This is a genomic window from Bacillus cereus group sp. MS39 (assembly GCF_040448665.1).
Taxonomy (GTDB): domain Bacteria; phylum Bacillota; class Bacilli; order Bacillales; family Bacillaceae_G; genus Bacillus_A; species Bacillus_A wiedmannii.
Genome location: NZ_CP123058.1, coordinates 138,905 through 160,172 on the forward strand (window position 1 = coordinate 138,905; position 21,268 = coordinate 160,172).

Here is a 21,268-nt window from a genome sequence, read left to right on the forward strand (position 1 = left end):
CTCTCATAAGGAATACATGACAATTGTCATATTGATGTCATGACGCATCATACTGTTTCCTAAGTTTTCCAACACGTACAATGTAAATATAAGAAACAGCGGGGGTGGAGAGATGAAAAAGATTATTGAAGTAAATGGTGTTTCTAAAACATTTAAATATAAAAAGGCAGTAAATAACGTCTCATTTTATGTGAATAAAGGAGAGATTGTAGCACTACTTGGACCGAATGGTGCAGGGAAAACGACGACGATGTCGATGATGCTTGGATTAAAGGATCCGACGGAAGGAACTGTTTCTATATTTGGAAGGAGTCCCAAGCATAGAGATGTTCGTAATAGCCTCGGTGCGATGTTACAAGAAGTAAGTGTCATTGATAGCATTACGGTGGAAGAGGCAATTGAGTTATTCCGTAGTTATTATACGAATCCGGTAGCGAAAGAAACGTTACTACAGTTATCAAAATTAGAATCGGAGCGAAAGCAAAGATGTGAGAAATTATCAGGTGGTCAAAAGAGAAGGTTAAATTTTGCGCTCGCACTTGCAGGAAATCCAGATTTGCTATTTTTAGATGAGCCGACAGTTGGGATGGATATTACGTCTCGAAGAACGTTTTGGGAAACAATTCGAAAGTTAGCAAGTGAAGGGAAAACAATTATTTTAACAACGCATTATTTAGAAGAAGCGGATGCATTGGCGAATCGCATTTTATTATTTGCGAGTGGAAAGATTATCGCAGATGGTACACCAGATGAGATGAAGGCGACGATTTCACGAAAAACAATCAAGTTTTATTCGAAGGAAAGTATTCCTGCAAAATTACTAAAAGAATTACCAAACGTAACCGAAGTACAGTCAAACGAAGGGCACTTCACTTTAACAACTGAAGATACAGATGCAACTTTAAAAGCGATTTATCAAAAGAACTTACCTGTAACAGATGTTTCGGTTGAACGTGGAAGTCTTGATGAAGCATTTGAACAGTTTATCGCAAATCAGGAGGAGGGAATCGCATGAGAGCATTTTTGATGCAATGTAAGATGGAGATATTACGTACGTTTCGCAATAAATTATTTATCTTTTTCTCATTATTAATGCCAGTTATGTTTTACTACATTTTCACAAATGTTATTCAAGTGCCACAGAACGGGAATGAATGGAAAGCTCATTATTTAATTTCTATGACTTCATTTAGTATTATTGGAACAGCACTTTTTAGCTTCGGTGTGCGTCTTTCTGAGGAAAGACAAAAAGGATGGGCACAACTTTTGAGAATTACACCTCTGCCAGAGGGAGCATACATTTCCGCAAAAATTGTTTCGCAAACAGTAGTAAATGTTTTTTCGATCGTAGTTATTTTTATAGCAGGTATTTTAATTAATGATGTTCAGTTAACGTTCGGTCAATGGATGGGCGCTGGTTTATGGTTATTACTAGGTGTAACACCGTTTTTAGCGCTTGGATCGATAGTCGGTTCTATTAAAAAGGTTGATGCTGCTGCTGGTTTAGCCAATATTTTAAATATGTGTTTAGCAATTCTTGGCGGGTTATGGATGCCAATCGAAGTATTTCCGAAAATATTAAGATCTATTGGTGAATGGACACCAACATATCACTTCGGAAGCGGTGCATGGGATATTGTAGCTGGAAAATCAGTTGGTTGGGAAAATATCGCGGTACTAGGAGGTTATTTCCTTATATTTGTTGTAATATCAATATATATAAGAAAAAGACAGGAAGCGGTATAAATGATAGAGAAGAAGAGGATTGAGATTTTTCCGAAACAGATGGGTTTCTTCCCGTATATGTGGTTCGTGTATCTGTTATTTCCAATTTACCATTTAGTGCAGGCGTCAGGGTGGAAGCTTGTAATTGGAAGCGGTATGTTGATAGTTTTTATTATCACATACCGTCAGCTTTATTTTGTGCAGAGGACGTTCGTTTTTTGGGCATGTATTCAAATGGTACTTATCTTTTTATTTGCTTTATTTTACAATCCTTTCATGATATTCTTTGGCTTTTTCACCGCAAGTGCGATGGGATTTGCACCAAATAAGAAAGTGTTTCGAGTGCTATTATGTTTGTTAGTTATAATGCTTGGGGCATTTTTATTTGTAAATATGAATCAACTAACAACTGCAAGTTTAGTAAATATCGTTCCAATGTTTATTTTAATGCTTCTTACACCATTCGGAATGCGTAATTTTAATCAGAAAAAGATGTTAAGAAATCAATTAAACGAAGCGAATGAGCAAATTAAAGACTTAGTAAAACGTGAAGAACGTCAGCGGATTGCAAGGGATCTTCATGATACGTTAGGGCATACGTTATCACTCATTACTTTAAAAAGTCAGCTCGTGGAAAAGTTAATTGTAAAAAATCCGGAGCGTGCAAGTGTGGAAGCAAAGGAAATTACGCAAACATCTCGTACCGCTTTAAAGCAGCTAAGGGAACTAATTTCTGATATGCGTATGATTACAGTAGAAGAAGAGCTTGAGCAAATAAAAGCGATCTTACAAGCTGCTACTATTGAATTAGAAATAAAACAAGAAACGAGTGCAAGTTCGTTATCACCCATTGAACAAAATATTTTAGGAATGTGTTTACGTGAGGCTGTGACAAATGTTGTAAAGCATAGTAAGGCGACGCGTTGTACAGTTTCTGTACTAGAATCACAAGGTGAATTAATTTTGACAGTAGAAGATAATGGAATTGGTTTAGCGGATCAAAACCACGATGGAAATGGCATTCGTGGTATGAAAGAGCGTATCGCTCTTATTGATGGGTTTGTTGAACTGAGCACAATCAATCCAGGGACACTATTAATAGTAAAAGTACCAGTTGTCATTAGAACAGGAAAAGATGAGGTGAGGGCATGATTCGAATTATTATTGCAGAAGATCAGCGGATGCTTCGTGGCGCATTAGGGGCCCTACTTGATCTAGAAGATGATATTGAAGTAATTGGGCAAGCTGCGAACGGGGAAGAGGCGCTAAAACTAATTGAATCGCTACAACCTGATGTAAGCATTATGGATATTGAAATGCCAATTCAAAGCGGATTAGATGTTGCGGAAACGTTGCAGAAAGAAAAATCAGCATGCAAAGTAATGATTTTAACAACATTTGCGCGCCCTGGATATTTTGAACGAGCAATGAAAGCAGGCGTGCACGGATATTTATTAAAAGATAGCCCAAGTGAAGATTTAGCTGCAGCGATTCGTAATGTAATGAAAGGAAAGCGAGAGATTTCTCAAGATTTAATGTTCGGCTTATGGCAGGAGCAAAATCCGTTATCAGATCGCGAAAAAGAAGTATTGTTACTTGCGAAAGAAGGAAAGACGGCAAATGAAATTGCGAAGGCACTTTATCTTTCACCTGGTACAGTACGTAATTACATTTCTGAAGTATTAACGAAGCTCGATGCGAAAAATAGAATTGAGGCAATTACAATTGCGGAAGAAAAGGGATGGATATGAAAAAGAAGTTTACCTATGAGTGGTAAGCTTCTTTTTTCTTATAAACAAGTATTTCAATAGAGAGTTTCGTCGCAGTCGCATCGCTCAGAATTTGAAGTATATCGCGTAATTTAGATTTTACTTCATTTTTCGACAAAAAATTTGTTATAGTTAGATTAGGTTATTGGTCTGAATTTTGGACAACCTTGCCACTAACAGTTGTAATTACTCCATTTTTATCTACTTTTACAATGAAATCTTGACTATATATTTTATAGTTTTTGTAAGTTTGTGCAAGGCGAACTTCGGTTTAATTTTCTTTTATTTCTTTATTTGTAGGTTGGGAATCTACATTCATTTCAGTTGTCATTCACCCTTGTTGAGCTTTAGCCTCATTTATTTCACCCCTTAAATACTTTTTCGCCATATTTTTTCGTATCATTTTGAGGTTGTGTCATTTTTAAAGCGTTAAACTAGGCTAAGCAATTTCAATTTTCACTTCATTTTTATCTAGTTCTTGGGTGTAAATAGCTTCTGCTGATAAAGGATAAAGAAGACCGAATGTAACGAAGGCACGGGCAAATTTTCTATAATTTATCTATAAAACTACTAATCTATTATTGTATGTGAGATGGATTGTATGAACAATTTGCCGAATTTTATATATATTATGCATTATTTCATATCAAAAATTGTCGAATTCACATTATGGTAGTGGTATGACAACTTAACAAATTAGATTGTTATAATGGGATGGTGAGTAAGTATGCACGCAGAAAAATTAGGAAGTGAAATTAAGAAGATTAGGGTAATGAGGGGATTAACACAAAAACAGTTATCCGATAACATATGTCATCAATCGGAAGTGAGTCGAATTGAATCGGGCGCGGTATACCCAAGTATGGATATATTACAAGGTATCGCAGCAAAGTTACAAGTTCCCATTATTCACTTTTATGAGGTACTTATTTATTCTGATATTGAAAGAAAAAAACAGTTTAAAGATCAAGTCATTATGCTGTGTAAGCAAAAAAAATATAAAGAGATTTATAATAGAGTATGGAATGAGCTAAAAAAGGAAGAATATCATCCTGAATTCCAGCAGTTTCTTCAATGGCAATATCATGTAGCAGCTTACATATTGAAGAAAATCGATTACGAATATTGTATTTTAGAATTAAAAAAATTGTTAAACCAACAATTAGCTGGAATAGACGTATACCAAAATCTCTATATAGAGAATGCAATTGCAAATATTTATGCTGAAAATAATTATTTTAAGAAAAGTATTGAGTTATTTGAAGATATATTAAAACAATTAGAGACATTGCATGATAATGAAGAATTCGACGTGAAGGTAAGATATAATCATGCAAAAGCATTATACTTAGACGAGCAATATGAAGGGTCACTTTATCAAGTAAATAAAGCAATTGAAATATCATGCCGAATTAATAGTATGGCATTAATTGGACAGCTATATTATCAAAGAGGCGAATGCCTAGGAAAATTGGGGTATGATGAGCCAGAGATTGAAGATGCATATAAAAAGGCAAGTTTCTTTTTTGATATATTAGAAATGCATGCATATAAAGAAGCGCTCGCAGATAAAATCAGTAGATAGATAACCAAAAAATGGATATGCATAATTGCATAGGATATGGATAAAATTTCATGATATATTAAAATAAAAAATGTGGGTGATGGAATATGAAGAAACTACTTATTGGTAGCCTATTAACGTTAGCAATGGCATGGGGTATTTCATTAGGTGATACAGCATTAGAGAAAAGCCAAGTAATTTCTCATAATGATCAAGAGGTACAATTAGCTGGAGATCTACCTTTTGAATATTAAAAAACAACCGTCTTACTTAGACGGTTGTTTTTTTGTGTAGTAACATCCAAACGTCTTTACTAGAAACGGGCTTGCTAATAAGGAATCCTTGAATGTGGTCACAGTTTTGTTCATATAAAAACGTCCATTGTTCTTCCGTCTCTACACCTTCTGCAATAACTTCTAAGTTTAGTTCTTTAGATAGTGTAATGATGGAGGAGATAATCGCTTCCTCTAAAGGACTATTTGTAATTCCGCAAATAAACTCTCGAGCAATTTTTAATGTGTTGATTGGGTATTTTGTTAAATAAGCTAAAGAACTATAACCAGTTCCAAAGTCATCGATTGAAATTTGAATACCGAGATTTTGAAGCTGTTCTAGTTTGGAAATGACAGATTGATTTTGATTAATTGCGATACTTTCTGTGATTTCGATATCTAGTGCTTCTGATTTTAGTTCGGTTTCTTCTAACACTTTTGAAATAGTAGGGATTAAATCTGCATGGTTAAATTGAACAACAGATAAATTCACACCAACTTTTAAGTGAGAAAACCCTTGATTATGCCATCTTTTTGCCTCTAAGCAAGCGGTACGTAAAATCCAATTTCCAAGTTCAATAATAAATCCGGTTTCCTCCGCTAGAGGAATGAATTGGGCAGGAGACACGATGCCGAGTTTTGGGTGCTTCCAACGAATTAATGCTTCAAAACCGATAATTTGTTTTGTTTTTGTGCTTACTTGTGGCTGATATTCTAGGAAAAATTCATTTTGTTGTAATGCTTTTGTAAGTTCACCTTCTAAGAATTGGATTTCATTTTGGGCGATACTTATTTCTTTTGAGAAGAAAACAAATCTGTTTTTTCCATTTGCTTTCGCGCGATACATAGCCATATCAGCATTTTTCATTAATTCAGTAACATCGGTCCCGTAATCAGGATACATGGCAATTCCGATACTCGGTGTAATAGACAGTTCTTCGTCTTTAATGGAGAATGGTTTGTTTAAAACGGTTAAAATTTGTTCAGCTATAAAAGCCGCACTTTTTTCTGAGTACATATCTGGTAATAGAATTGTAAACTCATCTCCACCTTGGCGAGCAACGATATCTTTTGAACGCAAGCAACCACGTAATCTTTTTGCTACTTCAATTAATAATAGATCTCCGACATCGTGACCAAGTCTATCGTTAATTTTTTTGAATCGATCTAAATCAAGGAACATAACGGCAACATCATTCACGCTAGTTTGAGCTGTATTTAAAATGTTTTTTAAATCTTTTTCAAACTTTCGGCGATTTGGTAATCCAGTCAGTGCATCATGAAAGGCTAAATGTTCTACTTGTTTTTGTTTTTCATATAAAGTTGTAATATCACGTGCTATGCCGAACATCCCAACAACTTCTTTGTTTATGAAAGTAGGGATGAGTGTAACGTGAAGATAATAGTAATAGCCTTCTTTTTCTTTTGTGCGAACTTCTAAAGTTTGTGGTCTACCTTCTTTTGTTATTTGTAAAGCTTTCTTTAGTAGATCATGGTCTTTTGAGTCAATAAAGTGTAGAAGAGAATAGCTTTCTACTTCACAATAGTAGGCAGTAAATAAGCTTTCACAAGCTGTATTAGATTGTTGGAAAATACCATCCATATTTAAAGAGAAAACGGCATCAGGATGATCTTCGAATAACGATTTATAGCGTTGTTCACTCTTTGATAACGCAGATGCACCCTCTTCTACTTTTCCTTCTAGTTGTGTAGTCAACTGTTCATATGTATCGATTAGTGCTTGATTATCTTTCCACATGTAAAGTTGTCGTAGGAATAATAAGATGAGTGATAATACTAGACCGATTAGCATGAACTTATCATCCCAAGGTTGAATAAGAATAAAGGAAAAAGTAATGATTATACTGAAATAGGGTAATATAAAGCGCACATAATCAAATCGATAATACTTTGTTTTCGTTTCATGCTGCATTGGTTTGTCCAAAATGTATAGTATGGAAGATAAACCAATTAATAAAATTGAAGCAGTATGTACTAAATAAGAGACTTCAGAAGAAGTTTTCATCCCCATGTTTAGTTGGAACAGATGTATATACCCGTACACAAGTATGATAGTAAAACCGATAATTAATGAAATTCTGCTAGCAGAATATTGTTCTCGTCTATATAGGCTAATAACGGCGTAAATTACTAATGCTTGTGCAATAAAGTATCCAATTAAAACCCAGTGATCTGTTGTTAACATACGAAAGCTTGAGAGGTCCAAAATAAAAGTTAAGGTAAAATAAATATTCATAATAACAATAAAGATACTATCGAATGAAAATTGAGCAAGGCCTCTAATAGAATAATGTTTTATGAATTTGATAGCAAACCCAGAAAAGAGCAAAATATATTGTATGATGAAAAAAGGTAGTGCCTTATATGAGAATATGACTTGATCATATATAGAAAGTGAATGAAGGAATAAAGTTATTTCCATAGTTAGTCCGCATATGCAAGTGCAGAGTAATAAAACCCAAAATAATTTATCACTACGCTTCATTTTCTTAATAGCTTTATATAAGCAATAGCAAGAAAAGAGTGCAGCAAAACAAAATAAGAAGAGAATTCCAATTTCTTTTATATTCAAGTCCTTAGGGATAAGAAATATCCAAAGGGAAAATATAATTATATACATCGTGACAAAGTGTACATATTTTTTTTGATTAATCATATTATGGCTCCGTTTCAATAAAGTTGAATCGCAGGTGGAAAATGCTAATTCCAATCATAGCATATACAATAGGTTGTTTTTTACTATAAAAATTACTTTTTTTGAAAAAAATAGCTCAACATTACAATTTACCATTGTAATGTTGAGCTATTTATTCTTTTTATCCCTCTTATAGAGGATAATTCATGTATTAATTGCAGCATTGCTAAATCTTTCTGTTTACTTTCAATCATAATATCGAAATTATGGTTGATTTTTTTTGCAATGTGTAAGAAAGGCTTAATAAACTCTAAATCAATATATTCAGAGTGAGCCCTAAATTCTTTTTTTGATTTAGGGGAGGAAATGTGAACTTTAGGAGGGACATTTGTATGTGACCAAGTTTCAAAAATTGCAGGGAGTAATACTTCTAGCGGTTCTTCGCAAAGGTTTGCCATGTGATGATGATAATCAAATACGAATGGAATCTTTTCTTTTTGGCAAATCGATAAAGTTTCAGCAGTTGTATATGTTTTATCATCATTTTCAAGCGTCATTTGCTCTTTTATATGTGAAGGAAGTTTTTTTATATTTTTATGGAAACGTCCAACCGCCTGTTCTTTATTTCCATAGGCACCACCTACATGGATGTTAATATAAGAAGAATCTGCAATTCCTATTGCATCTAATACTTTATAATGATAGGCCATATCTGTAATAGCGTTAGTTGTAATATGTGGCTTGTCGCTTGTAAATAGCGTAAATTGATTTGGATGAAAACTTACTCGCAAATTGTATTCTTTAATTAATGTCCCAATTTTACGCCAAAGCGGTGTGAACAACCCGATGTAATCAAACTCGACTTCGGGATGTGTTGCAAGTGGGACGATGGAAGAAGATAAGCGATATAATGGAATTTCATGAGCTATATTGTAATGAAGAATACGTATTGTATGCTCAAGATTTTGCCGTGTAACATCGTATAATTTATCTTCTCGTTCTTGTTTACTAAGCTTTTGAAAGCTTGTAAATGTCATCGTTTTAGCCGGAGAACAGTCCCAGAGTGCCATTGCATGTGAGACATATCCGAAACGCATAATCATAATGAATACATCTCCTTTATCCATTATCTTTCCTATAGAAAGAAAGCAAGTATCGTTCCTACCCATTCTTTCCCTCTATCAATAAGAGAAAGGGGGCTAACATCTTTAAAGGAAAGTAATGACGCATTTTCTAGATCTTCATGGAATTTGTTTTTTACTGTTTGTATAAAATGTTTATCATATAAAAGGCAGTTGATTTCATGGTTAATATATAAACTTCTCATATCAAAGTTTGCAGTTCCAATATCACAAATATAATCATCGACTATAATAACTTTAGCGTGAAAAAAACCTTGTTGAAATGCGTAAATATTACACCCAGCTTGTATTAACTTTCGGCAATATGGGAATTTTGCTTCGCGAACAAGGGCGTGATCCGCTTTTTCTGGAACGAGAACCGTGATTTGAACCCCACGTTTTCGCGCTTTTAATAATGCATTCATAATTTTCTTCCCAGGAATGAAATATGGTGTACCGATAAAGAGTTCTTTTTCCGCACTTTCGATTAAATGTAAAAATGTATTTTGCAAATAGGCACCATCAGTAGGGATAAAACGATGTAGAATGATTCCTGGTTGTTGCTTAGGAAAATAAAGAGGTGAATCTAATAAATTTTGCTTCGTATCGTCGAGCCAATCATGTAAAAATTGCTTTTGTAAATCTTGTATTCCTTCTCCTGTAAGGCGTAAATGATAATCGCGCCATAATCCTAATTTTTGATTATGCCCTAAATATTCTTCTCCAATATTAAACCCACCAATATAACCAATTTTCCCGTCAATAACTGTAATTTTTCTATGGTTTCTTTGATTTGCAGAAAAGAACGGAAAAGGAAATTTCACTTTATGACAAAATGAAAAAGAGACGCCGTGTTTTTGTAGGGAACGAATTGCCTCGTTTGATAAATAATGGCTTCCCAATCGATCGAGTAAAAGTCTTACTTCAATTCCTTCCTGTGCCTTATCGATAAGTAACTTTAAAAATTCACGACTGATTTTATCGTTTTTTACAATGAAGAATAAAACGTGCACATGGTGCCTTGCTTGTTGTATATCAGTAAATAAAGCATCATATAAATCTTGCCCGTATGTATAAAGGTGAAAATTACTTTGACGTAAAGGGAAAGTACGAGAGCGCACACGCTTTAAATGAAGAATCCTCCCATATAAAAGGTCAATTGTGATCCAAAGAGTAACGCATATTAACAAGAGAGATAAGAAGAACATAAGTGAATTCCCTCCTTTGCATTCTTTTCGCCTTCATTTTACTGGCTGCCCGGAAAATCCCGATTAGCTTCACCTTATCCCATATTAAGGGGCGGTAAGCCTCCTACTTAAAAATTAGGCTTACTTAAAGGAATCAGGCGAGAGGAAACAACCCCCTACGGATTAAAGTTTCACTTTATAGTTTCACCGAAATAAACAGCTTTATTAAAAAATATGTTGTTGTATAACAAAAAACTGTTGACTGAATGCTCACTCATTATATAATGAAGACAGGGGATAAAATTCAGAAAATTATATGTTTTTGAAGATTCTAAAAAAGAAAGAGGGCTTACAAAGAGAGGGGTAGCATAAAAATGAATAGCTTACTGATCATTAATTGGCTGGCTGCCATTGCTGTTATTGCTTATGCAGGATATTTGTTTGTGTATCTTATACGGACGAGGATGGCCTACATACAGTTAGGAAAAAAGATTGAATTTGACCGTCGTTTTAAAGAGCGTTGGGATCTCCTTAAGGTCAATGTTTTCGGTCAGAAAAAGCTGCTGAAAGATAAGAAGAGCGGCATTATTCACGTTATGTTCTTTTACGGATTTATTCTTGTCCAATTTGGAGCAATTGACTTCGTTTGGAAAGGACTCGCACCAGGATCACATCTTCCACTTGGACCACTATACCCTGCATTTACATTCTTCCAGGAAATTGTCACACTTGTTATTTTAATTGCAGTCTTTTGGGCTTTTCATAGACGTTATGTTGAGAAGCTAGTTCGTTTAAAACGTAATTTCAAATCAGGCCTTGTTCTTATCTTTATTGGTGGCTTAATGATTTCTGTGCTACTCGGTAATGGGATGGGAATTATATGGCACGGCGAGGAGCTTTCATGGAGTGAACCGATCGCTTCTGCAATCGCTTACGTTTTCTCGGGAATAAATGAAACCGCAGCCATTTCTGTGTTCTATTTCTCTTGGTGGGTGCATCTACTAATTTTGTTAACGTTTTTAGTGTATGTTCCACAATCGAAACACGCGCATTTAATTGCGGGACCAGTTAACGTTTTCTTCGGACGTCTTTCAAATCCAGGGAAACTTGAAAAGATTGACTTTGAAGATGAAACGCAAGAAACATTTGGTGTTGGTAAAATCGAAGACTTTAGACAAAATCAGCTTATTGATTTATACGCTTGCGTAGAGTGTGGTCGCTGTACAAATATGTGCCCGGCAACAGGAACAGGGAAAATGTTATCGCCGATGGATTTAATTTTAAAACTTCGCGATCATTTAACTGATAAAGGAGCAGCAGTGACATCAAAAGCACCGTGGGTTCCAGTAGTTGCTTTTAATAATACACAAGGAAATCAGTTAGCGATGATAGCAGCTGGGAAAGGGCAACAAGAATCAGCAGCTACAACGCTTGCTTACGATCCGAGTTTAATCGGAGATGTTATTACAGAGGAAGAGATTTGGGCTTGTACAACGTGCCGTAACTGTGAAGATCAGTGTCCGGTTATGAATGAGCATGTTGACAAAATTATTGATTTACGCCGCTATCTCGTTTTAACAGAAGGAAAGATGGACGCGGAAGCGCAGCGTGCGATGACAAATATCGAGCGTCAAGGGAATCCGTGGGGACTGAACCGTAAAGAGCGTGAAACTTGGCGCCAAGGTGATGATGAAGTAACGGTTCCAACTGTAAAAGAAAAATCGAAAGCTGGCGAGGAGTTCGAATATTTATTCTGGGTTGGTTCAATGGGATCATATGATAATCGTAGTCAGAAGATTGCGATATCGTTTGCGAAGTTAATGAACGAAGCAGGCATTTCATTCGCGATACTTGGTAATAAAGAAAAGAATTCTGGAGATACACCGCGGCGTCTTGGAAATGAATTTGTCTTCCAAGAGATGGCGACAAAGAATATCGAGGAATTTGAAAAAGCAGGAGTGAAGAAAATCGTTACGATTGATCCTCACGCTTATAACACATTTAAAAATGAGTATCCAGACTTTGGCTTGCAAGCAGAAGTCTATCATCATACAGAATTGTTAGCTCAGTGGGTGAAAGAAGGACGCTTAAAACCTGTTCACGCTATTGAGGAAACAGTTACGTACCATGATTCCTGTTACTTAGGAAGATACAACGAAGTATACGAAGCGCCACGCGATATTTTGAAAGCAATTCCTGGTGTGAATCTTGTAGAAATGGCACGTAACCGTGAAACCGGAATGTGCTGTGGCGCAGGTGGTGGCTTAATGTGGATGGAAGAGACAGCAGGTTCACGTATTAACGTTGCTCGTACAGAACAAGCACTAGCTGTGCAACCATCCATTATCGGTACAGGTTGTCCATATTGCTTAACGATGATTAGCGATGGGACGAAAGCGAAAGAAGTAGAAGAGAAGGTTCAAACTCTTGATGTAACAGAGATTTTAGAACGCTCTGTTATCGGACAGAAGAAAGAAGCGATGTAATCTGCAAGCATGAATACAACTTTAGAGAGAGGTGCAATCATTGCACCTCTTCTCAACGTAAGAACACCGAGCGAGCGCTCGGTGCTAAAAAAAGAGATGGGGGAAATAGATATGAGTAAAACAGTTATTTTAAGTGCTGCAAGAACACCGGTTGGGAAATTTGGAGGATCTTTAAAAGACGTGAAGGCGACAGAACTTGGGGGAATTGCAATTAAAGCAGCACTTGAGAGAGCAAATGTTTCTGCTAGTGATGTTGAGGAAGTTATATTTGGAACAGTTATTCAAGGGGGACAGGGGCAAATTCCATCGCGCCAAGCTGCGAGGGCTGCTGGAATCCCTTGGGAAGTACAGACGGAAACAGTGAATAAAGTTTGTGCATCAGGGCTTCGTGCGGTTACGTTAGCGGATCAAATTATTCGTACTGGCGATCAATCACTAATTGTAGCTGGCGGTATGGAGTCAATGAGTAACAGTCCTTACATTTTACGAGGCGCAAGATGGGGATACAGAATGGGTAACAACGAAATCATCGATTTAAACGTTGCTGACGGCTTGACATGCGCATTTTCAGGTATACACATGGGTGTTTATGGTGGAGAAGTTGCGAAGGAAGATGGAATCTCTCGCGAAGCGCAAGATGAATGGGCATATCGTAGCCATCAGCGTGCGGTTTCAGCGCATAAAGAAGGACGTTTTGAAGAGGAAATCGTGCCAGTAACGATTCCGCAAAGAAAAGGCGATCCTATCGTCGTTGCAAAAGATGAGGCGCCGCGCGCGGATACAACGATTGAAAAATTAGCGAAATTAAAACCTGTATTTGATAAGACGTCGGCAGTGACAGCGGGTAATGCTCCTGGACTAAATGATGGCGGTGCTGCGCTCGTATTAATGAGCGAAGACAGAGCGAAGCAAGAAGGAAGAAAGCCATTAGCAACAATTTTGGCACATACAGCAATTGCAGTGGAGTCTAAAGATTTCCCAAGAACGCCAGGTTATGCAATTAACGAATTGTTGAAAAAAACAGGCAAGACAATTGAAGATATCGATTTATTCGAGATTAATGAAGCATTTGCAGCGGTAGCAATTGCAAGTACAGAGATTGCAGGAATTGACCCAGATAAATTGAATGTAAATGGCGGCGCAGTGGCAATGGGACATCCAATTGGAGCAAGTGGAGCGCGTATTATCGTTACACTTATCCACGCACTGAAGCAGCGCGGCGGCGGAATTGGAATTGCTTCTATTTGTAGCGGTGGCGGTCAAGGTGACGCAATTATGATCGAAGTTCGTTAATTTACGTGTAGGTGATTTTTGATTTATTAACAATTTATATTGAGGGGGAAGAAAGAATGGGTGTACAAAAAATAGTTGTAATTGGTGCAGGACAAATGGGTTCGGGAATCGCACAAGTATGTGCAATGGCAGGATATGATGTGAAGGTACAAGATTTAAAACAAGAGCAATTAGACAGAGGATTGGCTATTATTACGAAAAACTTAGCGCGCCAAGTGGAAAAAGGACGCATGAAGGAAGAAGAGAAGGAAGCGACGTTAAATCGCCTTACAGTAACGCTTGATTTAGATTGTGTGAAGGAAGCGGATCTTGTTATTGAAGCGGCTGTTGAGAAAATGGATATAAAAAAGAAAATCTTTGCGAATCTAGATGAAATTGCTCCAGATCACGCAATTTTAGCGACGAATACGTCATCTCTACCAATTACAGAAATTGCAGCGGTAACGAAACGTCCGGAGAAAGTAATCGGTATGCACTTTATGAATCCCGTTCCGGTTATGAAGCTTGTTGAAATTATTCGTGGTTTGGCTACAGATGATGAGGTGTACGAAACAATTGAAGATATTACGAAAAAAATCGGGAAAGTGCCAGTTGAAGTAAATGATTTCCCAGGATTTGTATCGAACCGTATTTTATTACCGATGATTAACGAAGCGATCTATACGTTATATGAAGGTGTAGCGACGAAAGAAGCGATTGATGAAGTAATGAAACTAGGTATGAATCATCCGATGGGACCACTTACATTAGCTGATTTTATCGGTTTAGATACATGTTTATACATTATGGAAGTGTTGCATGAAGGATTAGGAGATAGTAAATATCGCCCATGTCCATTATTACGCAAGTATGTGAACGCAGGATGGTTAGGACGTAAAACAGGCCGTGGTTTCTACGTTTACGAATAAAGTCCTCCTTTTATTAAAATAGTGGTCTTACCAAATTATTAAAAAGATATATAGCAAACGGAGGCGGAGTACATGAATTTTCATTTTACTGAAGAGCAACAAATGATGAGGAAAATGGTTCGAGATTTTGCGCAGAAGGAAATAGCTCCCTTTGTTCCTAGTATGGAACAAGGGGTGTTCCCAAAAGAGATTTTGCAGAAGATGGGTGAGCTTGGACTAATGGGTATTCCAGCGCCTGCAAAATATGGCGGGGCAGAAATGGATTTTATTTCTTACATTTTAGCAATTGAGGAAATTTCAAAGGTAAGTGCGACGGTTGGTGTAATTTTAGCTGTACATACGTCAGTTGGAATGAACCCGATTTTATATTTTGGAACAGAAGAACAGAAGCAGAAATATGTTTCTAAACTTGCGACTGGTGAATATTTAGGTGCATTTGCATTAACAGAACCAAATGCAGGATCAGATGCAGGGAGTTTGAAATCAAGAGCTGTAAAGAAAGGCGATCACTACATTATTAATGGATCGAAAGTATTTATTACAAATGGCGGTGAAGCAAGTACATACATTGTATTCGCTTCTACAAATCCAGAGGTAGGAAAAAGTGGGATTTCTGCATTTATAGTAGAGAAAGATACACCGGGCTTAATTATCGGCAAAGATGAGCATAAAATGGGACTTCTTGGTTCTCGCACGGTACAACTTACGTTTGAAGATATGAAAGTGCCGGCCGAGAATTTACTTGGTGAAGAAGGACAAGGATTTAAGGTGGCAATGGCGAATTTAGATGTTGGACGAATTGGAATCGGAGCGCAGGCATTAGGAATCGCGGAAGCGGCGCTTGCATGTGCAATTGATTATGCGAAAGAGCGTGAGCAATTCGGCAAGCCAATTGCGGCGCAGCAAGGAATCGGATTCAAACTTGCAGATATGGCAACTAGTGTAGAAGCAGCGCGATTACTTGTATACAGAGCGGCATCGCTAAGAGCGCAAGGATTACCATGCGGTAAAGAAGCTTCTATTGCGAAATTATTCGCTTCTAAGACGGCTGTTGAAGTTGCGATTGAAGCGGTGCAAGTATTTGGCGGTTATGGTTATACGAAAGACTATCCAGTAGAACGATTTTTCCGTGATGCGAAAATCACGCAAATATATGAAGGAACGAGTGAGATACAGAAACTTGTTATTAGTCGAGCTTTATAAAAGGACAAGGGGGAGACGGGAATGCATTTTAAACTATCAGAAGAACATGAAATGATAAGAAAAATGGTTCGGGATTTTGCTAAGAACGAAGTAGCACCGACGGCAGCTGAGCGTGATGAAGAAGAGAGATTTGATCGTGCACTATTTGATCAAATGGCAGAGCTTGGTTTAACCGGAATTCCGTGGCCTGAAGAATACGGTGGAATTGGAAGCGATTACTTAGCGTATGTGATTGCTATCGAAGAATTATCTCGTGTTTGTGCTTCAACAGGTGTAACGCTGTCTGCACACACTTCACTTGCTGGTTGGCCAATTTTTAAATTTGGAACGGAAGAACAAAAGCAAAAGTTTTTACGACCGATGGCAGAAGGAACGAAAATTGGTGCATACGGTTTAACGGAACCAAGTTCTGGCTCAGATGCTGGCGGAATGAGGACAACTGCGAAACGAGATGGAGACCATTACATTTTAAATGGATCGAAAATCTTTATTACAAATGGCGGTATTGCTGATATTTATGTTGTTTTTGCGTTAACTGATCCCGAATCGAAGCAGCGTGGTACGAGCGCGTTTATTGTGGAAAGTGATACACCAGGATTTTCAGTTGGGAAGAAGGAAAGCAAGTTAGGGATTCGCTCTTCACCAACAACTGAAATTATGTTCGAAGATTGCCGTATTCCTGTAGAGAACCTACTCGGGGAAGAGGGCCAAGGATTTAAAGTTGCGATGCAAACATTAGATGGCGGCCGTAATGGTATTGCCGCGCAAGCAGTCGGTATTGCGCAAGGGGCTTTAGATGCTTCTGTAGATTATGCAAGAGAGCGTCATCAGTTTGGGAAACCAATTGCGGCGCAGCAAGGAATTGGCTTTAAACTTGCAGATATGGCAACGGATGTGGAGGCGGCACGTCTTCTAACATACCAAGCGGCTTGGCTTGAATCGGAAGGGCTTCCGTATGGGAAAGAGTCAGCGATGTCAAAAGTATTTGCAGGGGATACAGCGATGAAGGTGACGACTGAAGCGGTACAAGTATTTGGTGGTTACGGTTATACGAAAGATTATCCAGTAGAGCGTTATATGCGCGATGCAAAGATTACACAAATATATGAGGGAACACAAGAGATTCAAAGGCTTGTAATTTCTCGTATGTTAACGAAGTAGGATCAAAGGCGTAGGTATTTTCCTACGCTTTTTCCTTCCAAAAAATAATAGGGAGAGGTGAAGGGGATGGTTAAACACAATGTACATGCGTCCGTGAAAGATGAAAAATTAGTTGCGTTAAGACGTGAACAAATGATTAAAGGTGCGGTGCAATTGTTTAAGCAAAAAGGGTTCCCACGTACAACAACGAGAGAGATTGCGAAGGCGGCTGGGTTTAGTATTGGAACACTTTATGAGTACATTCGTACAAAAGATGATGTTTTATATTTAGTTTGTGATAGTATTTATGAACATGTAAAAGAAAGATTAGAGGAAGTAGTGTGTACAGAGAAGGGAAGTATAGAAAGCTTAAAGATAGCGATAACGAATTATTTTAAAGTGATGGATGAATTGCAAGAAGAAGTATTAATTATGTATCAAGAGGTACGTTTTTTACCGAAAGAATCACTCCCATATGTATTAGAAAAAGAGTTTCAAATGGTCGGGATGTTTGAGAATATTTTAGAGCAGTGTACAGAAAATGGGACATTTACATTAAATAAAAAAGAGATACAGCTTCTTGCACATAATATTTTCATACAAGGACAAATGTGGGGATTTAGACGTTGGGCCCTGCAAAAACTGTATACGCTTGAAGAATATACAGAAATGCAAATTAGGTATGTACTGCAAGGAGCGCATATGTTTCCGAAATAAGGAATAGACAAATTATAATTTTATTACCATATTAAAGTTTCCCGTTTTTTTTGTAGCATATTTGTGCGACTTTTGTTTATAATGAATAGTATGGATTTTTTTAAGCAGACCGTTATATATAAGGTTATATTTGAAGAAAGGAAGTGCCGCATAAGTGAATTTTAAGCAATATTCACCAGAAGAGCTAAAAGAATGTTCAATGATTGAAGTTGTACATAGCGTTTTAGGGGATAAAAGACAAGCAACGACATTCAACGAGTTGGTTCGAGAAATCGCTCAAGTGCTGGGACTATCTCAAGAGCAAGTTAATGCGAAACTCGCACAATTTTATACAGATTTAAACATCGATGGACGTTTCATTAATTTAGGAGAAAATCGTTGGGGACTACGTAGCTGGTACCCATATGAGCAAATTGATGAAGAAATCTTACCTCAGCCAAAACCGAAGAAGAAACGTAAAGTTGAAGAGGACGGTTTTGACGACTACATCGAAGAAGATGAAGACTTCGACGATGCAGAAGCAAGTGAAGAAGAGGTAGAAGATTTGGACAAGGTTCTTGAAGAAGAAGACGGAGATGACGATGATCTTGATGATTTAGATGAAGATGATGAAGATGACTTCGCCGAAGAAGAACTTGAGTACGATGAAGCTGAAGCTGAAGAAGAAGAAGAGGAAGAACTGTAGTTCTTGACTTTTCATTATCGTCCATGTAGAATCATTTTTGGGCTCTTTAAAAAAGGACGATAATACTTTTAAAGTGTAAATATAAAAGAAAATTGCTCCCTACTTATTACTTTATGTGATGAGGGGAGCAATTTTCTTTTTTGTTTTTTGTTTAGAAAATAAAAAGAGTCTAACAATAAGATGGATACAGTGTTATCTACATACGTTGCGCTTTGCAACGGTGATTATATAACAGCAAAATAGGAGGGAGCTTTTTCATGACTAAGTATATTTTTGTAACAGGCGGTGTAGTATCGTCTCTAGGAAAAGGTATTACAGCAGCATCTCTTGGAAGACTTTTAAAAAATCGTGGTTTAAACGTAACGATTCAAAAGTTTGATCCGTACATTAACGTAGACCCAGGGACTATGAGCCCATACCAACACGGTGAGGTATTCGTAACAGATGATGGTGCAGAAACTGATTTAGACCTTGGTCACTATGAGCGTTTCATCGACATCAACTTAAACAAATACAGCAACGTAACAACAGGTAAAATTTACTCTTCAGTTCTTCAAAAAGAGCGCCGTGGTGAATACCTAGGAGGAACAGTTCAAGTTATTCCTCACATTACTAACGAAATTAAAGAGCGTGTATACCGTTCTGGTCGCGAAACAAACGCGGACGTTGTTATTACAGAAATTGGTGGAACTGTTGGTGACATCGAGTCTCTACCATTCTTAGAAGCAATCCGTCAAATTAAGAGCGACATCGGTCGTGACAATGTAATGTACATTCACTGTACGTTAATCCCGTACTTAAAAGCAGCGGGTGAAATGAAAACAAAACCAACGCAACATAGCGTTAAAGAGCTTCGCAGCTTAGGTATTCAACCAAATATTATCGTTGTTCGTACAGAATTGCCTGTTTCTCAAGATATGAAAGACAAGCTTGCATTATTCTGTGACATTGATACAAAAGCAGTTATCGAAGCACGCGATGCAGATACTTTATATGCGGTTCCATTATCTCTTCAAGAGCAAAATATGGACCAAATCGTTTGCGATCACTTAAAATTAGACAATCCAGCTGCAGATATGACAGAATGGACTGCGCTAGTTAATAAAGTACGTAACCTTTCTAAGAAAACAAAAATTGCTCTTGTTGGTAAATACGTAGAGCTTCAAGATGCATACATTTCTGTTGTAGAAGCACTTCGTCATGCGGGTTATTCATTCGACACAGATGTAGAAGTGAAATGGGTAAACGCTGAGCACGTAACACTAGAGAACGTACAAGAATTAGTTGGTGACACAGATGGTATCCTTGTACCTGGTGGATTCGGCGATCGTGGTGTAGAAGGTAAAATCGTTGCAATTCAATATGCTCGTGAAAACAAAGTTCCATTCTTAGGAATTTGCCTAGGTATGCAACTTGCATCAATCGAATTCGCACGTAACGTATTAGGATTAGAAGGAGCTAACTCTTCTGAAATAAATCCTGACACACCTTATGCAATCATTGACTTATTACCAGAACAAAAAGATGTAGAAGACTTAGGTGGCACACTTCGTCTTGGTCTATACCCATGTAAGCTTGCTGAAGAAACAAATGCTTACAATGCTTACAACGAGCCGGTTGTATATGAGCGTCATCGTCATCGTTATGAGTTCAACAATCAATTCCGTCCGGATATGGAAAAAGAAGGATTTGTATTCTCTGGTACAAGCCCAGACGGTCGTCTAGTTGAAATCATTGAATTAAAAGACCACCCTTGGTTCGTGGCAGCACAGTTCCATCCAGAACTTGTATCTCGTCCAAATCGTCCACAACCATTGTTCCATGACTTCGTAAGTGCTTCTATTACGAATAAAGAGAGCAAGTAATAAAAAAAAGCGCCTGAAATAGGGCGCTTTTTTTAATATTCATTTAACATTTCATCGATTGTAAATTTGATTCCATGATATGCAAATAAAGCTATCATTAAACTTGGGAATCCGTAGCGATTGCCTTCATCGTCTGGAATAAGGCCTTTTAACAGCTTAGTATCAATATGTACATCTGTATATTGTTCTAGTGATTCAGTACCTTCTTGAATAGCAGAGATGCCGACAATAGAGTGTCCATCAGCTTGAAGTTTTTTTGCCATTGCTACAACTTCTTCATCTGTTGAAAAACGGCTAATAAGAAGTACGCGGTCTGCAGAAGTTACCTCTACTTCTTTACCATTTTCAAATAATCGTTTTGCTTGCTTCATTGGCTCAGCACCGAATAATGCTTCAGCAACAACGCCCTCCATTTCATTTGTACCATGTAAATAAATGAAACCGTCGCCAACTAATGCTTGAGCAAGTAGACGGGCGCTATCTTCTATATTCATTTCTTCTTTTTGAGAAACTCTGGAGAAATAACCACTTAATTGAGTTGAAAAAATTTTTAACATAATGTTACTCCCTTTCGTACGTGTTTACCGGCTTTCATTATAGTTTATTTTTTTAGAAAGGTGAAATCGAAGGGTAGCATAACAAAATAGGAAACGGTAAAATAAGAAAGAATAGGAAGG

At 37.2% G+C, this 21,268-nt stretch carries 18 protein-coding genes and 1 pseudogene; 14 read left to right on the forward strand and 5 right to left on the reverse strand.

The window, feature by feature from the left end; all coding sequences use genetic code 11:
• The first annotated feature begins 112 nt into the window (after positions 1–112).
• From QEP67_RS00650 to QEP67_RS00665, 4 genes are read left to right on the forward strand one after another with little or no spacing between them, the layout of a single operon-like run.
• A complete protein-coding gene (locus QEP67_RS00650) occupies positions 113–1,015 on the forward strand; it encodes an ABC transporter ATP-binding protein (RefSeq protein WP_064473163.1) in 903 nt (300 codons plus the stop codon).
• Positions 1,012–1,746, forward strand: coding sequence for an ABC transporter permease (locus QEP67_RS00655; RefSeq protein WP_001201067.1), 735 nt, complete (start codon positions 1,012–1,014; stop codon positions 1,744–1,746). Before QEP67_RS00650 ends, QEP67_RS00655 begins: the two co-directional genes overlap by 4 nt.
• Complete coding sequence (locus QEP67_RS00660; RefSeq protein WP_000570627.1) at positions 1,747–2,877, forward strand: sensor histidine kinase; 1,131 nt, start codon at positions 1,747–1,749, stop codon at positions 2,875–2,877.
• The gene (locus QEP67_RS00665; RefSeq protein WP_000619265.1) at positions 2,874–3,476 is read left to right on the forward strand and encodes a response regulator transcription factor; all 603 of its coding nucleotides are present in this window, start codon (positions 2,874–2,876) and stop codon (positions 3,474–3,476) included. The genes QEP67_RS00660 and QEP67_RS00665 overlap by 4 nt, the downstream gene beginning before the upstream one ends.
• Before the next feature lie 13 nt (positions 3,477–3,489).
• Here the strand turns inward: QEP67_RS00665 and QEP67_RS00670 are convergent.
• Positions 3,490–3,813: pseudogene (locus QEP67_RS00670) on the reverse strand (bacillolysin).
• Positions 3,814–4,221: 408 nt separating this feature from the next.
• On the opposite strand from QEP67_RS00670, the gene plcR reads away from it, so the two are divergent.
• On the forward strand, positions 4,222–5,079 hold the full coding sequence (gene plcR, locus QEP67_RS00675) for a transcriptional regulator PlcR (RefSeq protein WP_000542915.1): 858 nt from the start codon (positions 4,222–4,224) through the stop codon (positions 5,077–5,079).
• Positions 5,080–5,165: 86 nt separating this feature from the next.
• Positions 5,166–5,312, forward strand: a complete 147-nt coding sequence (locus tag QEP67_RS00680) for a quorum-sensing peptide PapR (protein ID WP_000734732.1) — start codon at positions 5,166–5,168, stop codon at positions 5,310–5,312.
• A gap of 16 nt (positions 5,313–5,328) precedes the next feature.
• Here the strand turns inward: QEP67_RS00680 and QEP67_RS00685 are convergent, their stop codons facing one another.
• From QEP67_RS00685 to cls, 3 genes are all read right to left on the reverse strand, one after another.
• Entirely contained in the window at positions 5,329–8,007 is a 2,679-nt protein-coding gene (locus tag QEP67_RS00685) for a DUF4084 domain-containing protein (RefSeq protein ID WP_000609939.1), read from the reverse strand.
• A gap of 128 nt (positions 8,008–8,135) precedes the next feature.
• A complete protein-coding gene (gene uvsE, locus QEP67_RS00690) occupies positions 8,136–9,089 on the reverse strand; it encodes a UV DNA damage repair endonuclease UvsE (RefSeq protein WP_033658954.1) in 954 nt (317 codons plus the stop codon).
• Positions 9,090–9,121: 32 nt separating this feature from the next.
• On the reverse strand, positions 9,122–10,315 hold the full coding sequence (cls, locus tag QEP67_RS00695; RefSeq protein ID WP_000465813.1) for a cardiolipin synthase: 1,194 nt from the start codon (positions 10,313–10,315) through the stop codon (positions 9,122–9,124).
• Between the two features lie 353 nt (positions 10,316–10,668).
• On the opposite strand from cls, the gene QEP67_RS00700 reads away from it, so the two are divergent.
• The 8 genes from QEP67_RS00700 (at position 10,669) to pyrG (ending at position 20,591) form a co-directional block, all read left to right on the forward strand.
• Entirely contained in the window at positions 10,669–12,780 is a 2,112-nt protein-coding gene (locus QEP67_RS00700; RefSeq protein ID WP_048566721.1) for a (Fe-S)-binding protein, read from the forward strand.
• 9 nt (positions 12,781–12,789) lie between these two features.
• On the forward strand, positions 12,790–14,073 hold the full coding sequence (locus QEP67_RS00705; protein WP_002108940.1) for an acetyl-CoA C-acetyltransferase: 1,284 nt from the start codon (positions 12,790–12,792) through the stop codon (positions 14,071–14,073).
• A 56-nt stretch (positions 14,074–14,129) separates the two neighbouring features.
• Positions 14,130–14,981 (forward strand): 3-hydroxybutyryl-CoA dehydrogenase, encoded by an 852-nt coding sequence (locus QEP67_RS00710; protein WP_048566720.1) that lies wholly within the window; start codon positions 14,130–14,132, stop codon positions 14,979–14,981.
• Positions 14,982–15,053: 72 nt separating this feature from the next.
• Positions 15,054–16,184: an acyl-CoA dehydrogenase gene (locus QEP67_RS00715; protein ID WP_001009068.1), complete on the forward strand. Its 1,131-nt coding sequence runs from the start codon at positions 15,054–15,056 to the stop codon at positions 16,182–16,184.
• Between the two features lie 21 nt (positions 16,185–16,205).
• Complete coding sequence (gene acdA / locus QEP67_RS00720) at positions 16,206–17,345, forward strand: acyl-CoA dehydrogenase AcdA (RefSeq protein WP_048566719.1); 1,140 nt, start codon at positions 16,206–16,208, stop codon at positions 17,343–17,345.
• Between the two features lie 66 nt (positions 17,346–17,411).
• Positions 17,412–18,041, forward strand: coding sequence for a TetR/AcrR family transcriptional regulator (locus QEP67_RS00725; protein ID WP_000238598.1), 630 nt, complete (start codon positions 17,412–17,414; stop codon positions 18,039–18,041).
• Between the two features lie 154 nt (positions 18,042–18,195).
• Positions 18,196–18,726 (forward strand): DNA-directed RNA polymerase subunit delta, encoded by a 531-nt coding sequence (gene rpoE / locus QEP67_RS00730; protein ID WP_001009784.1) that lies wholly within the window; start codon positions 18,196–18,198, stop codon positions 18,724–18,726.
• A gap of 257 nt (positions 18,727–18,983) precedes the next feature.
• Positions 18,984–20,591 (forward strand): CTP synthase, encoded by a 1,608-nt coding sequence (pyrG, locus tag QEP67_RS00735; RefSeq protein ID WP_000170449.1) that lies wholly within the window; start codon positions 18,984–18,986, stop codon positions 20,589–20,591.
• Positions 20,592–20,623: 32 nt separating this feature from the next.
• Here the strand turns inward: pyrG and QEP67_RS00740 are convergent, their stop codons facing one another.
• Positions 20,624–21,148 (reverse strand): DUF2529 domain-containing protein, encoded by a 525-nt coding sequence (locus QEP67_RS00740; protein ID WP_000912405.1) that lies wholly within the window; start codon positions 21,146–21,148, stop codon positions 20,624–20,626.
• Between the last annotated feature and the right edge of the window lie 120 nt (positions 21,149–21,268).